Annotated in this window: 13 protein-coding genes; 2 read left to right on the top strand and 11 right to left on the bottom strand. The window is 72.4% G+C overall.

Translation table 11 applies throughout. From position 1 onward, the window contains the following. Window positions 1–30 precede the first annotated feature (30 nt). The 3 genes from ACFV9D_RS03675 to ACFV9D_RS03665 are packed head-to-tail and all read right to left on the bottom strand — an operon-like array spanning window position 31 to window position 2,286. Window positions 31–1,035, bottom strand: coding sequence for a methionine synthase (locus tag ACFV9D_RS03675; RefSeq protein ID WP_385140277.1), 1,005 nt, complete (start codon window positions 1,033–1,035; stop codon window positions 31–33). A gap of 5 nt (window positions 1,036–1,040) precedes the next feature. Beyond that, the gene (locus tag ACFV9D_RS03670; protein ID WP_385140275.1) at window positions 1,041–1,739 is read right to left on the bottom strand and encodes an SDR family oxidoreductase; all 699 of its coding nucleotides are present in this window, start codon (window positions 1,737–1,739) and stop codon (window positions 1,041–1,043) included. A 7-nt stretch (window positions 1,740–1,746) separates the two neighbouring features. Further along, entirely contained in the window at window positions 1,747–2,286 is a 540-nt protein-coding gene (locus ACFV9D_RS03665; RefSeq protein WP_385140273.1) for a TIGR00730 family Rossman fold protein, read from the bottom strand. 142 nt (window positions 2,287–2,428) lie between these two features. Between ACFV9D_RS03665 and ACFV9D_RS03660 the strand changes: the two genes are divergently transcribed. Next, window positions 2,429–3,214 (top strand): alpha/beta fold hydrolase, encoded by a 786-nt coding sequence (locus tag ACFV9D_RS03660; RefSeq protein WP_385140270.1) that lies wholly within the window; start codon window positions 2,429–2,431, stop codon window positions 3,212–3,214. 90 nt (window positions 3,215–3,304) lie between these two features. On the opposite strand, the gene mnmA is transcribed toward ACFV9D_RS03660, so the two are convergent. Beyond that, the gene (mnmA, locus tag ACFV9D_RS03655; RefSeq protein WP_385140268.1) at window positions 3,305–4,432 is read right to left on the bottom strand and encodes a tRNA 2-thiouridine(34) synthase MnmA; all 1,128 of its coding nucleotides are present in this window, start codon (window positions 4,430–4,432) and stop codon (window positions 3,305–3,307) included. Between the two features lie 61 nt (window positions 4,433–4,493). Here mnmA and ACFV9D_RS03650 point away from each other — a divergent pair, with 61 nt between their 5' ends. Beyond that, window positions 4,494–5,144 (top strand): N-acetylmuramoyl-L-alanine amidase, encoded by a 651-nt coding sequence (locus tag ACFV9D_RS03650; RefSeq protein WP_385140265.1) that lies wholly within the window; start codon window positions 4,494–4,496, stop codon window positions 5,142–5,144. 16 nt (window positions 5,145–5,160) lie between these two features. Here ACFV9D_RS03650 and ACFV9D_RS03645 read toward each other — a convergent pair whose 3' ends face one another. The 7 genes from ACFV9D_RS03645 to ACFV9D_RS03615 all read right to left on the bottom strand — a co-directional run bounded on the left by ACFV9D_RS03645 (window position 5,161) and on the right by ACFV9D_RS03615 (window position 12,671). After that, window positions 5,161–6,324, bottom strand: a complete 1,164-nt coding sequence (locus ACFV9D_RS03645) for a cysteine desulfurase family protein (RefSeq protein WP_385140262.1) — start codon at window positions 6,322–6,324, stop codon at window positions 5,161–5,163. 50 nt (window positions 6,325–6,374) lie between these two features. Beyond that, window positions 6,375–7,403 (bottom strand): helix-turn-helix transcriptional regulator, encoded by a 1,029-nt coding sequence (locus ACFV9D_RS03640; protein ID WP_385140259.1) that lies wholly within the window; start codon window positions 7,401–7,403, stop codon window positions 6,375–6,377. 23 nt (window positions 7,404–7,426) lie between these two features. After that, complete coding sequence (locus ACFV9D_RS03635; protein ID WP_385140257.1) at window positions 7,427–8,275, bottom strand: thioesterase family protein; 849 nt, start codon at window positions 8,273–8,275, stop codon at window positions 7,427–7,429. A 23-nt stretch (window positions 8,276–8,298) separates the two neighbouring features. Then, the gene (locus tag ACFV9D_RS03630) at window positions 8,299–8,985 is read right to left on the bottom strand and encodes a trimeric intracellular cation channel family protein (protein ID WP_385140255.1); all 687 of its coding nucleotides are present in this window, start codon (window positions 8,983–8,985) and stop codon (window positions 8,299–8,301) included. Between the two features lie 388 nt (window positions 8,986–9,373). Further along, complete coding sequence (locus tag ACFV9D_RS03625; RefSeq protein WP_385140254.1) at window positions 9,374–10,561, bottom strand: ABC transporter ATP-binding protein; 1,188 nt, start codon at window positions 10,559–10,561, stop codon at window positions 9,374–9,376. Then, a complete protein-coding gene (locus tag ACFV9D_RS03620) occupies window positions 10,558–11,676 on the bottom strand; it encodes an ABC transporter ATP-binding protein (protein ID WP_385140251.1) in 1,119 nt (372 codons plus the stop codon). Before ACFV9D_RS03620 ends, ACFV9D_RS03625 begins: the two co-directional genes overlap by 4 nt. Then, the gene (locus tag ACFV9D_RS03615; RefSeq protein ID WP_385140248.1) at window positions 11,673–12,671 is read right to left on the bottom strand and encodes an ABC transporter permease; all 999 of its coding nucleotides are present in this window, start codon (window positions 12,669–12,671) and stop codon (window positions 11,673–11,675) included. The genes ACFV9D_RS03620 and ACFV9D_RS03615 overlap by 4 nt, the downstream gene beginning before the upstream one ends. Between the last annotated feature and the right edge of the window lie 87 nt (window positions 12,672–12,758).

Raw genomic sequence — 12,758 nt, 5'->3', positions numbered from 1 at the left:
TTACTCGTCCTCCCGTTGCCTTGACCGAAGTCACTCAGGGTTGTCCGCGAGCGATCTCGCCGCCCGGACGCAGTGGGCGAGCGCCGCCCGGGCGTACGCCGGCGAAGCACCCGCCAGCCCGCACGTCGGGGTGACCACGACGGACTCGGCGAGAGTCCCCGGATTCAGCCCCAGCCTGCGCCACAGCGTCCTGACACCCATGACGCTACCGCCCGGGTCCGACAATGCCGTGTCGGTGGACGGCACCACGCCCACGAAGAGCTTGGTGCCGGACTCGACGGCCTCGCCGATCGGCTCCTCGTCACGTTCGGTGAGGAGCCCGAAGTCGAACGAGACCCCGTCGACGCCGGCCCGCCGCAGCAGCCCGAACGGCACGTCAGGGGCGCAGGAGTGCACGACGACCGGGCCGTCGTGGACCGCGATCACCTCGCGCAGGGCGCTCTCGACGACCTGCCGGTCGACGGCGCGGTACGTGCGGTAGCCGCTCGCGGTACGGACATGGCCGCGCAGGACGGCCGTGAGGGAGGGCTCGTCGAGCTGGAGGACGAGCCGGGCGCCGGGGACCCGCCTGCGCAGCTCGGCGAGGTGGGCGCGGAGACCCTCGGCGAAGGACCCGGTGAGGTCCCGGCAGGCGCCGGGGTCGCCGAGGGCGGCCTCGCCGCCGCGCAGTTCGAGCGCCGCGGCGAGCGTCCACGGGCCCACGGCCTGGACCTTGAGCGGGCCCTCGTAGCCCTGGGTGAACTCCTCCAGGGCGTCGAGGTCCTCGCCGAGCCAGGAGCGGGCCCGCCGGGTGTCCCGGCCGGGCCGGTCGCTGACCCGCCACCCGCTCGGCTCCACGTGCGCGTACATCTCGACGAGCATCCCGATGGTCCGCCCGATCATGTCGGCGCCGGGCCCACGGGCCGGGAGCTCCGCCAGGAAGGGGAAGTCCTCGAAGGAGCCGGTGACGGTCCTGGCCGCCTCCCGGGCGTCGCCCCCGGGCAGGGAGCCGACGCCGGTGGCGGGCCCCCAGACGAACTTCTGGTTCTCGGTCACCGTTCCTACCGTCCCGGACGGACGGTCAGGTCGTTGATCTCGGCGTCGCGCGGCAGGTCGATGGCCGTGATGATCGCCGTCGCGACGGACTCCGGATCGATCCACTTCGAGGGGTCGTACTCCTTGCCCTCCTGCGCGTGCACCTTCGCCTGCATGGGGCTGGCTGTGCGCCCCGGGTAGACCGAGGTGACCCGCACCCCGTTGCCGTGCTCCTCGTGGCGCAGGGAGTCGGCGAGCGCCTTCAGACCGTGCTTGGAGGCGGCGTAGGCGCTCCATTCGGCGTGGGCGTTCAGCCCGGCGCCGGAGTTGACGAACACCACGTGCCCCTGGGAGACCCGCAGCTGGGGCAGGAAGTGCCGGGTCAGTTCGGCGGGGGCGACGAGGTTGACGTTGAGCTGGTGGCGCCAGGTCTTCGGGGTGAGCTCGCCGACCGGCCCGAGGTCGACCACGCCCGCGATGTGCAGGAGGGTGTCGACCCGCTCGGGCAGGCTCTGGTGCGAGAACGCCCAGGAGAGCCGGTCGGGATCGGCGAGGTCCCCGACGAGGGTCCTGGCGCCGGGGAACTCGGCGGCGAGCTCCTTGGCCCGTCCGGCGTCACGCGCGTGGAGCACGAGCTCGTCCCCGCGCGCGTGGAGACGACGGGCGACGGCCGCGCCGATGCCGGACCCCGCCCCGGTGATCACATGTGTAGCCATGGGACCCATGCTCGCATCACCGGACGCCGGTCGTGGCCTCCAGGTAGGCGAGAGCGGACACGGCGTCCTCCGCGAAGAAGACGAGGTCGGTGAGGGGCAGCGGCAGGAAGCCCTCGTCCTCCATGCGGTGGAACTGGGCCTTCAGACCGTCGTAGAACCCGGCCGTGTTCAGCAGCACCACCGGCTTGGTGTGCTTGCCGTGCTTCCGCAGCTCCAGGACCTCGGTGGCCTCGTCGAGGGTGCCCGTGCCGCCGACCATGACCACGATCGCGTCGGACTTGGCCAGAAGCAGCGCCTTCCGCTCGGCGAGGTCCTTGGCGATGATCATCTCGTCCGCGCCCGGACGGGCCTTGGCGGCCAGGAAGTCGACCGAGATGCCGACGAGCCGCCCGCCCGTCTCCTGCACGCCGTCCGCGACGACCTTCATCAGACCGACGTCGGAGCCGCCCCAGACCAGGGTGTGCCCGGCCTTGCCGAGGCGTTCCGCGAAGTCGCGGGCGGGGGCGGTGTAGCGCTCGTCGAGATCGGCGGCGGAGAGGAAGACGCAGATGTTCATGGAGCCCACCGTATGCGGCGCACAGGGCATGGGAATCGCCCAGGGCGGTCACGCGGTCCCGGCCTCGGAGCCGCCGGTGTTTCCCTGAGGAATTCCCCGCGGAGACCGATGAGTTCCGGGAGCGGCTCCGGTCAACACCCTCATGGACGAGATGAGCGGCACTCTGAGCAGGGTCCGGGGGCGGGTCAGGTCCGCGGACGGGACGCGGATCGCGTACGAGCGGCGCGGAGAGGGGGCGCCGGTGATCCTGGTGAGCGGCGCCCTGTGCACGGCCGAGACCGAGCGGCCGCTGGCCGACCTGCTCGCCCCTCGCTTCGCGGTCACGACCTACGACCGGCGGGGGCGCGGCGCGAGCGGCGACACCGGGCCGTACGGCGTGCAGCGGGAGATCGACGATCTGGCGGCCCTGATCGACGAGGCCGGCGGCCGGGCCTTCGTCCACGGCATCGCGTCGGGCGGGGCGCTGGCCCTCGCCGCGGCGGCCGCCGGGCTGCCGATCGACCGGCTGTCGGTCTTCGAGCCGCCGTTCTCGACGGAGGCCGGGGCGCGTGAGACGTTCGCGGCGCATCGGCGGCGGCTGGCCGGTCTGCTGGACCGGGGGCAGCGGGGCGCCGCCCTCGAGCTGTTCCTGACGGAGACGGCGGAGCCGGCGCACATGCGGCCGCAGCTGAGGGCCGTGGCGCACACCCTCGCGTACGACCACGCGGTCCTGGGCGACGGAACCGTGCCGGCCGCGCGCCTGAGGCGGGTCCACGCGCGCGTGCTCGTCGTCGACGGCGGCGCGAGCCCCGCCCGGACGCGCCGGGCGGCACTCGCGGTCTCCACAGCCCTCCCCCGGGGCCGCCACCGCACGCTGACGGGCCAGACCCATGAGGTGGGGCCGCACATCCTGGCGCCGGTCCTGGAGGAGTTCTTCGAGGAGGACTGAGCGGGGCATGCCCCGGCACCCGGACTCGACGGCGGCGCCGCCGGCACGACCGACCCGCCGCGCCGGCGCCGTACGCCAGGCTCTCGGCCCTCAGGCCGTCGCCGCCTCCGTGCGCCGAAGCGTCGTCGCGATCGTCGCCGAGCCCACCACGCGCGTGCCGTCGTACAGCACGATCGCCTGGCCGGGCGCGACCCCGCGGACGGGCTCGTCGAAGGAGACCGTCAGCTCGCCGTCCTCCAGCGAGGCCGTCACCTCGGTCTCGCCGCCGTGGGCGCGCAGCTGGGCGGTGTAGCGGCCGGAGCCCTCCGGGGCCGTGCCGCACCAGCGGGGCTTGATCGCCGTCAGACCGGTGACGTCGAGCGCCTCGACCGGGCCGACCGTGACCGTGTTGTTCACCGGCGAGATGTCCAGGACGTAGCGCGGCTTGCCGTCCGGCGCCGGGTGGCCGATCCGCAGGCCCTTGCGCTGGCCGATGGTGAAGCCGTACGCACCCTCGTGGGTGCCCACCTTCGTACCCGACTCGTCGACGATGTCGCCCTCCGCCCGGCCGAGCCGGGAGGCGAGGAAGCCCTGGGTGTCGCCGTCGGCGATGAAGCAGATGTCGTGGCTGTCGGGCTTCTTCGCCACCGCGAGCCCGCGCCGCTCCGCCTCCGCCCGGATCTCGTCCTTGGTGGTGAGGGTGTCGCCCAGCGGGAACATCGCGTGGGCGAGCTGCTTCTCGTCCAGCACGCCGAGGACGTACGACTGGTCCTTGGCCATGTCGGACGCCCGGTGCAGCTCGCGCGAGCCGTCCTCGTTCAGCACGACCGTGGCGTAGTGGCCGGTGCAGACCGCGTCGAAGCCGAGCGCGAGCGCCTTGTCGAGCAGCGCCGCGAACTTGATCTTCTCGTTGCAGCGCAGGCACGGGTTGGGCGTGCGGCCGGCCTCGTACTCCGCGACGAAGTCGTCGACGACGTCCTCGCGGAACCGCTCGGCGAGGTCCCAGACGTAGAAGGGGATGCCGATGACGTCGGCGGCCCGGCGGGCGTCGCGGGAGTCCTCGATGGTGCAACAGCCGCGGGCGCCGGTGCGGAAGGACTGCGGGTTCGCGGAGAGCGCCAGGTGGACACCGGTGACGTCGTGCCCGGCCTCGGCGGCGCGGGCGGCGGCGACGGCGGAGTCCACACCGCCGGACATGGCGGCGAGGACACGGAGGCGGCGCTGGGGAGTCTGAGTCATAGCCCTACCAGGGTACGGGGCTCCGGGAACCGCGGTCGCGTCAGTAAGCGTTGTCCTGCACATGGGGAGCGAGAAGAAGCGGGGGGTGGGGCGGCGAGCCGTCCTGCTCGGCGGCGGCGCGGCCGTCCTGGGTACGGCGGCGCTGGCCCGCGACGAGCTGGCGCGTGCCTGGTGGCGGCTGCCCGGCACGGAGAAGGACCGGGTCGAGGGCGAGCTCGACCACAAGGGGGCCGACTGGTCCGCCGCGTCCCGCGCGAACTGGCGGCGGGCGGACCGGCCCGACGACTTCACCATCGACCGGGTGGTGATCCATGTCGTCCAGGGCAGCTACGCGAGCGCCCTGAAGGTCTTCAAGAACCCGGGGCACGGCGCCGCCACGCACTACGTCGTCCGTAAGGACGGTCATGTCGCGCAGATGATCCGCGAGCTCGACGTCGCCTTCCACGCCGGGAACCGGGACATGAACGAGCGGAGCGTCGGCATCGAGCACGAGGGCTTCGTCGACCGGCCGCAGGACTTCACGGCGGCGATGTACGCGTCCTCGGCGCGGCTGACCGCCGGGATCTGCGCCCGGTACGGGATACCCGTGGACCGGGAGCACATCATCGGGCACGTCGAGGTGCCCGGGACCGACCACACGGACCCCGGGCCGCACTGGGACTGGGACCGCTACATGAAGCTCGTGCGGGAGGCTTCGAAGAAGCCCGCGTGAGTCCGCGGGCGGGTCCTCACATGAGGCCCGCGGTCCTGGCCCGCTCGACGGCCGGGCCGATGGCCGCGGCCACCGCCGCCACGTCCTCCTTGGTGGAGGTGTGGCCGAGGGTGAAGCGGAGGGTGCCCCGGGCGAGGTCCGGATCGGTGCCGGTGGCGAGCAGCACGTGGCTGGGCTGGGCGACGCCGGCCGTGCAGGCGGAGCCGGTGGAGCACTCGATGCCCTGGGCGTCGAGCAGCAGGAGCAGGGAGTCGCCCTCGCAGCCCGGGAAGGTGAAGTGGGCGTTGGCGGGGAGCCGGTCGACCGGGTCCCCGCCGAGGACGGCGTCGGGGACGGCGGCGCGGACGGCGGCGACGAGCTCGTCGCGCAGCGCGCCGATCTCCCGGGCGAACTCCTCGCGCCGCTCGGCGGCGAGCCGTCCGGCGACGGCGAACGCGGCGATGGCGGGCACGTCCAGGGTGCCGGAGCGGACGTGGCGCTCCTGGCCGCCGCCGTGCAGGACGGGTACGGGGCTGTACTCGCGGCCCAGGAGCAGCGCGCCGATGCCGTAGGGCCCGCCGATCTTGTGGCCGGAGACGGTCAGGGCGGCGAGGCCGGAGGCACCGAAGTCGACCGGGATCTGACCGAAGGCCTGGACCGCGTCGGCGTGCAGGGGCACGCCGAACTCACGGGCGACGTCGGCGAGTTCGCGTACCGGCATGACCGTGCCGATCTCGTTGTTCGCCCACATGACGGTGGCGAGCGCGACGGTCTCCGGCTCGCGGGCGATCGCCTCGCGCAGCGCGTCGGGGTGGACGCGGCCGTACCGGTCGACGGGGAGGTACTCGACGGTGGCGCCCTCGTGCGTGGCCAGCCAGTCCACGGCGTCGAGCACGGCGTGGTGCTCGACGGGGCTCGCGAGGACCCGCGTACGGGCCGGATCGGCGTCGCGGCGGGCCCAGTACAGGCCCTTGACGGCGAGGTTGTCGGCCTCGGTGCCACCGGAGGTGAAGACGACCTCGCTGGGCCGGGCGCCCAGGGCGGCGGCGAGGGTCTCACGCGCCTCCTCGACGGTCCGCCGGGCGTGCCGCCCGGCCGCGTGCAGCGAGGAGGCGTTGCCGGTGACGGCGAGCTGGGCGGTCATCGCCTCGATCGCCTCGGGGAGCATGGGCGTGGTCGCGGCGTGGTCGAGGTAAGCCATGGTTTCTTGATTCTACGAGGCCGGTCCTGTGCCTCGGGCCCCTGGCCGGTTTACGCCACTGGTGGCGGGGCCTGGGATGGGCGAACCGTACGCGCACCGGGGCCGGGGGTTGTGCCCGCAACGGCGCTCGAATACAGCGCCGCCACCTCCTCCGCCGCCTGCGCCAGCAACGTTCGCACCTCCTCCGGTTCCAGGACCTCCACGCTGCCGCCCATGGCCAGGAGGGGGCGGGTGTCACCCGGTTCGGCGAAGGCGAGTTCGACTTCGGCCCAGTCCCCCTCGGCCTCTCCGGGCGGCGACGTCAGGCGGTCGCCGTGGAGGCGGAGGAAGCGGTCCAGCCGGTCCCGGTGGACCCTGGCCCTGACCAGGATCTCGGCGGGGCGCTCCTCGACGCGGCGGCGCAGCACCTCCCACACCTCGGCCAGCTCCACGCCGTCCCGGCGCTCCACCGGGTCGTCGAGCAGTTCGGCCCCGTGCACCCGGTCCGCGCGGAACAGCCGGGGCTCGCCACGGCGGTCGGCGACCAGGTACCAGACGCCCGCCTTCACGACGAGGCCGTACGGATCGACCGTGTACGTCTTCGGGGCCGGCGCCCCGATGCTCCGGTACCGCAGCCGCAGGCGCCGGTCGGCGAAGACGGCCCGGTTGAGGACGTCCAGGTCCACCGCTGGAAGAGGAGTGCGCATCCAGCGGTCCGGGTCGACCAGGATGCGGCGGCTGGTCAGTTCGGCGGCGGGCCTGTGGGGTTCGGGGAGGGCGGCCATCACCTTGCGCAGGGCGGAGCCGAGTGCCCGGTCGAGACCGAGGGCCTCGTGGGCGCCCTGGGCGGCGAGCACGAACAGGGCGCGGGACTCGTCGGCCGTCAACCCCGTGACGTCCGTACGGAAGCCGGGCAGGAGGGCTATGCCGCCGTGCCGGCCGCGTTCGGCGTACACGGGTATGCCGGACGCCGAAAGCGCCTCGACGTCCCGGTAGATGGTGCGTACGGAGACTTCGAGGCGCTCGGCGAGCTCCGTGGCGGGGACCAGGCCCCGGGTCTGGAGCAGCAGCAGGAGGGAGAGGAGTCGGTCGGACTTCACCGGCTCACGTTAGCCGCGCGGGGTCAGCCGCGTGGGGCGCGGGCCAGCTGGCGGGACTGGGCGACGAGCCGGTCCGCGCTGTCCCAGACCTCGGCGTCCTCCTCCAGGAAGCCGCCCGCGAGGTTGCGCGTGGTGATGGAGACGCGCAGCGGGCCGGGGGCCGGGCGGCAGCGGATGTGGGTGGTGAGCTCGACGGTCGGGGTCCAGCCCTTGAGGCCCAGCTCGAAGGAGGTCGGCGGCAGGGCGTCGACGGTGAGGAGCAGGGAGAGCGCGTCGGGCTCGCGGCCGTCGGCGAGGCCGAACCAGCCGCGCATCTCGCCCTTGCCGGAGGGCGCGCCGATCGCCCAGCCGACGGTGGCCGGGTCGAGCTTGAGGTCGAGCCGGTCGGTGATGGCGCTGGAGCCGGGGATCGGGGGGCGCGGGCCGTCGGAGGGGCCGAAGCAGTGCTCGATGGGCGCGATGGCCGGGGGCGTGGCGGCGGTGCGGACGTCGTCGGGGAGCCCGTCGAGGTCTCCGTACGAGGCGAGGACCCGGATGCGCTCGACCTCGGTGCCGTCCTCGGCGTACTGGAAGAGGGAGGCCTGGCCGGTGGAGAGCGTGCGGCCGGTGCGGACGGTCTCGGTGCGGATCACCGCGGGGCCGGGCACGGACGGCGTGAGGTAGTGCGCCGAGATCGTGAACGGGTCGGGGTGCGGGAGGTGGTCACCGAGTGCGCGGCCGAGCAGGGCGAGGAGATAGCCGCCGTTGACGGCGCTGATGATCGTCCAGCCGGCGGAGAGATCGGCGTCGTAGACGCCCGGGGCGCGGAGGGTGACAGCGGTGTCGCGGTCGAACTCGCTCGTCCCCGCGATCGTCTCGATGCTCGTGCTCATGCTTCCGACGGTACAGCAGGAAACTACTGAGCGGTAGCTTTTTCGGGCTCCTCGCGAGCGGAGGAGCGGCGGTTCCACGCGCGCGGCGCGCGCCAGTGGTAGCGCATCGCGAGGAGGCGGAGGACGAAGGCCGTGATGACGGCGGCGCCGCTGGTGAACGCGTTCAGGGTGTCGAAGCGGATGCACAGGACGACCATCGTGGCGCCGACCATCGCGGGCACGGCGTAGAGGTCACGGTCCCAGCGGAGGAGGGACGGCACCTCGTTCGCGAGGACGTCGCGCAGGACACCGCCGCCGACGGCGGTCGCGAGACCGAGCGCGGCGGAGGAGGTGAGGCCGAGGCCGTACTCGTACGCCTTGATGGTGCCGGTGACGGCGAACAGGCCGAGGCCGGCGGCGTCGAAGACGTTGACGGCGGTCTGGGTGCGCTCGACCTCGGGGTGGAGGAAGAAGACGAGGATCGTGGCGACGAGCGGCGTGAGGAAGTAGCCGAGATCGGTGAAGGCGGCGGGGGGTACGGCGCCGATGATCATGTCGCGCAGGAGGCCGCCGCCGAGGGCGGTGACCTCGGCGAGGACGGCGATGCCGAAGACGTCGAAGTTCTTGCGGACGGCGAGGAGGGCGCCGGAGATGGCGAAGACGAAGATGCCGACGAGGTCGAGGGCGTGTTGTACGGAGGGGCTGAACAGATCGTGGAACACGGCGACCATTGTGACGGTTCCACGCGGGGGCGGGCGCGGGGCCGTGGATGGGGCTCCGCCCGAGCCCCGGCGCGGCGGCGTCGCGCCGGGGGGTGGGGTTGGATCCCCCACCCCGCCCCTTCCCGAAACCCTGACGGGACCGGGGGCTCCGCCCCCGAACCCCCTGGGGCCCGAAGCCCCGCGCGCCCTTGACGCCCGGGACCTCCGTGACCGCGGCAGCTTCGCGCCGCGGGCCGCCCCGAAACCGTTGTGGGCATCTGTTCCGCTGGGGCTGGGGGTCCCCCCAGGGCGAAGTCCTAGGGGGAGGGTGGGCACAACCCACGGGGGCGGTGCCCGTTCCCTGCCCGCCCAGCACGAAGCCCCCGTGCCTCACGGCAGCGGGGGCCTCGCGTACCGGCTACGCCTTGGGCGCGTCGCCCTCGGACGCCTCCTTGGAGACAGGCTCCTGGGCCTCGGCCTCGGGGGCCCCCGGCTTCGCGGCGGCCTCAGGCGCCAGGGCCTCCGTCGTCGCGACCGCGTCCGGCTTCGTGATCGACACCTCCACCGATTCCCTCGCCGACGGCACCGTCAGGCCCTCCGCGTTCTCCGGGTGGTGGCAGGCCACGCGCTGGCCCGGGCGGAGTTCCACCAGCGGGGGCTCCACCGTCTTGCAGACGTCCGTCGCCTTCCAGCAGCGGGTGTGGAAGCGGCAGCCCGGCGGCGGGGCGATCGGGGACGGGACGTCGCCCTTCAGCAGGATGCGCTCGCTCTTCGCGCCCTTGCGGCGGGGGTCCGGGATCGGGACCGCCGACATCAGCGCGCGGGTGTACGGGTGCATCGGCGACTCGTAGAGGGACTTGCGGTCCGCCAGCTCCACGATCTTGCCGAGGTACATCACCGCGATCCGGTCCGACACGTGCCGGATCACCGACAGGTCGTGGGCGATGATCACGTACGTGAGGCCCAGCTCCTCCTGGAGGTCGTCCAGGAGGTTCACCACCTGCGCCTGGATCGAGACGTCCAGCGCCGAGACCGGCTCGTCGGCCACGACCAGCTTCGGCTTCAGGGCGAGCGCCCGCGCGATGCCGATGCGCTGGCGCTGACCGCCCGAGAACTCGTGCGGGTAGCGGTTGTAGTGCTCCGGGTTCAGGCCGACCAGGCCGAGCAGGCGCTGGACCTCCTTCTTGACCCCGCCCTCGGGCTCCACGCCCTGGAGCTTGAACGGCGCCGAGACGATCGAGCCGACCGTGTGGCGCGGGTTCAGCGAGCCGTACGGGTCCTGGAAGATCATCTGGATGTCGCGGCGCAGCGGGCGCATCTTGGCCACACCGAGGTGCGAGACGTCCACGCCCTCGAACTCGACCGTACCGCCCGTCGGTTCGAGCAGCCGCGTGATCAGCCGGCCCATCGTCGACTTGCCGCAGCCCGACTCACCGACGACGCCGAGCGTCTCGCCCGGAAACACCTCGAAGTCGATGCCGTCGACCGCCTTGACCGCCCCGACCTGGCGCTGCAGCAGCCCCTTCTTGATCGGGAAGTGCTTCACCAGGCCGTTGACCTTGAGCAGGGGCTCGGGGGACGTCCCCGTCGTCTTGTTGTCGCTCACAGCTTCGGCGCAATCTCTTCGGTCCAGATCCGGGTCCGCTCCTCCGGCGACATGTGGCACGCGGAGTAGTGACGGCCGGAGCCCTCACCGCTCGGCGCGAGCCGCAGCTCGGGGCGCTCGGTGCGCGTGATGCCGTCCTTGGGCACGTCCGCGTACGGGCATCGCGGGTTGAAGGCACAGCCGCTGGGCACGTTGATCAGGCTGGGCGGGTTGCCCTTCACCGGGATGAGCCGCTCGGTCTGCTCCCGGTCGATCCGCGGCATCGAGCCGAGCAGGCCCCAGGTGTAGGGGTGCTGGGGCTCGTAGAAGACCGCCTCGGCCGGTCCGCGCTCCACGCACCGCCCGCCGTACATCACGAGGATGTCGTCGGCGACCTCGGCGACGACGCCGAGGTCGTGCGTGATGATGACGACCGCGGAGCCGAACTCCTTCTGCAGGTCCCGGATCAGGTCGAGGATCTGCGCCTGCACGGTCACGTCGAGCGCGGTGGTCGGCTCGTCCGCGATGAGCAGTTCGGGGTTGTTGACCAGCGCCATCGCGATCATCGCGCGCTGGCGCATACCGCCGGAGAACTCGTGCGGGTAGTTGCCGAAGCGCTTGGCGGGCTCGGGGATGCCGACCCGGTCGAGGAGTTCGACGGCCCGCTTCTTGGCGGTCTTCTTGTCGACCGGGTGGTGGACCCGGTACGCCTCCACGATCTGCGCGCCGACGGTGTAGTACGGGTGCATCGCGGACAGCGGGTCCTGGAAGATCATCGCCATGTCGCGGCCGCGCAGCCGGCGGACCTCTTCGGGGTCCGCCGAGAGCAGCTCACGGCCGTTCAGCCAGATCTCGCCGGAGATCCGCGCCTTCTGCCGGCCGTACTGGCCGACGGTGTGCAGACCCATGATGCCGAGCGAGGTCACCGACTTGCCCGAGCCGGACTCGCCCACGATGCCGAGGGTCTTGCCCTTCTCCAGCTGGAAGGTGAGCCCGTCCACGGACTTGACCAGACCGTCGTCGGTCGGGAAGTGGATCTTCAGGTCGCGGACGTCGAGGAAGGCGTCGGACGGGGCGTTCCCGGAGGCGACCGGTTCTCCCAGCGCCGCGCCGGTCTTGGTCAGCTTGTCCGTCATGCGAGCCTCACTCGGGGGTCGATCACCGCGTACAGAAGGTCCACCACGAGGTTGGCGAGGACGACGGCGGCCGCGGTGATGAGCGTGACCGCCATGATCAGCGGAAGGTCGCGCTCGGTTACTCCCTTGATCGCCATCTGGCCGAGGCCCTGGAGGTTGAACGCGGTCTCGGTCAGGACCGCGCCGCCGACGAGGGCACCGAGGTCCATGCCGAAGATGGTCAGGATGGGGGTCATCGTGGAGCGCATGGCGTGCTTGCCGAGCACGACCCGCTCCGGCAGACCCTTGGCCCGTGCCGTACGGATGTAGTCCTCGCCGAGGACTTCCAGCATGGTGGCGCGGGTGAGCCGCGCGTACATCGCCGCGTACAGGAACGCGAGGGTGATCCAGGGCAGCAGCAGTCCGCCGAACCAGCTGCCGAAGGACTCGCTGATCGGTACGTACGAGGCGTTGAGCCAGCCCAGTTGGGTGCGGAAGATCAGCATCGCCAGCATGGCGGTGAAGAAGATGGGGAGCGAGACACCGGCGAGGGCCGTGACCATCGCGGCGCGGTCGACGATGGTGCCCCGCTTGAGCGCGGAGACCACACCGGTCGAGACACCCATGACCAGCCACAGCACGGCGGCGCCGATGACCATGGAGATGGTGACGGGGAACGCGTCGACCAGCATCGCCGAGACGTCCTGCTCGGTACGGAACGAGTAGCCGAAGCAGGGTGCCTCGCAGTGGATGGTGCTGCCGCCGCCGGTGTAGTCGCGGCCGACGAAGATTCCGGAGACGAAGTGCCAGAACTGCACCAGGATCGGCTCGTCCAGGCCCAGCTTCTGCCGGACACCTTCGATGGCAGCCGGATCCGCCTGCTTGCCGACGAACATCACGGCAGGGTCGCTGCCGGTCATCTTGGGGATGAGGAAGAAGATGCTGAGCGTCGTCAGGGTGACGACCATCAGCATCACTACGACGGCGAACAACCGTCGGACGAGATATGCAAGCATGCGGTCGGCCGACCGGCGGGGGGGGGGGGGCCCAGCGGGAGCCCCCCCCCCCGGCGGGGCCGGCCCCACCCCGAGCGCCCAACAGGC

Source organism: Streptomyces sp. NPDC059875, from assembly GCF_042731085.1.
Lineage (GTDB): Bacteria > Actinomycetota > Actinomycetes > Streptomycetales > Streptomycetaceae > Streptomyces.
The sequence above is the reverse complement of the archived record's forward strand: the minus strand, read 5'-3'. Positions and strand labels throughout refer to the sequence as shown.

Bases quoted from the DNA above. Each gene is read 5' to 3' on its own strand.
- ACFV9D_RS03670 (WP_385140275.1), bottom strand. From the start codon at position 1,739: ATGGGTCCCATGGCTACACATGTGATCACCGGGGCGGGGTCCGGCATC.
- ACFV9D_RS03665 (WP_385140273.1), bottom strand. From the start codon at position 2,286: ATGAACATCTGCGTCTTCCTCTCCGCCGCCGATCTCGACGAGCGCTAC.
- ACFV9D_RS03660 (WP_385140270.1), top strand. From the start codon at position 2,429: ATGGACGAGATGAGCGGCACTCTGAGCAGGGTCCGGGGGCGGGTCAGG.
- mnmA (WP_385140268.1), bottom strand. From the start codon at position 4,432: ATGACTCAGACTCCCCAGCGCCGCCTCCGTGTCCTCGCCGCCATGTCC.
- ACFV9D_RS03650 (WP_385140265.1), top strand. From the start codon at position 4,494: ATGGGGAGCGAGAAGAAGCGGGGGGTGGGGCGGCGAGCCGTCCTGCTC.
- ACFV9D_RS03645 (WP_385140262.1), bottom strand. From the start codon at position 6,324: ATGGCTTACCTCGACCACGCCGCGACCACGCCCATGCTCCCCGAGGCG.
- ACFV9D_RS03635 (WP_385140257.1), bottom strand. From the start codon at position 8,275: ATGAGCACGAGCATCGAGACGATCGCGGGGACGAGCGAGTTCGACCGC.
- ACFV9D_RS03630 (WP_385140255.1), bottom strand. From the start codon at position 8,985: ATGGTCGCCGTGTTCCACGATCTGTTCAGCCCCTCCGTACAACACGCC.
- ACFV9D_RS03620 (WP_385140251.1), bottom strand. From the start codon at position 11,676: ATGACGGACAAGCTGACCAAGACCGGCGCGGCGCTGGGAGAACCGGTC.
- ACFV9D_RS03615 (WP_385140248.1), bottom strand. From the start codon at position 12,671: ATGCTTGCATATCTCGTCCGACGGTTGTTCGCCGTCGTAGTGATGCTG.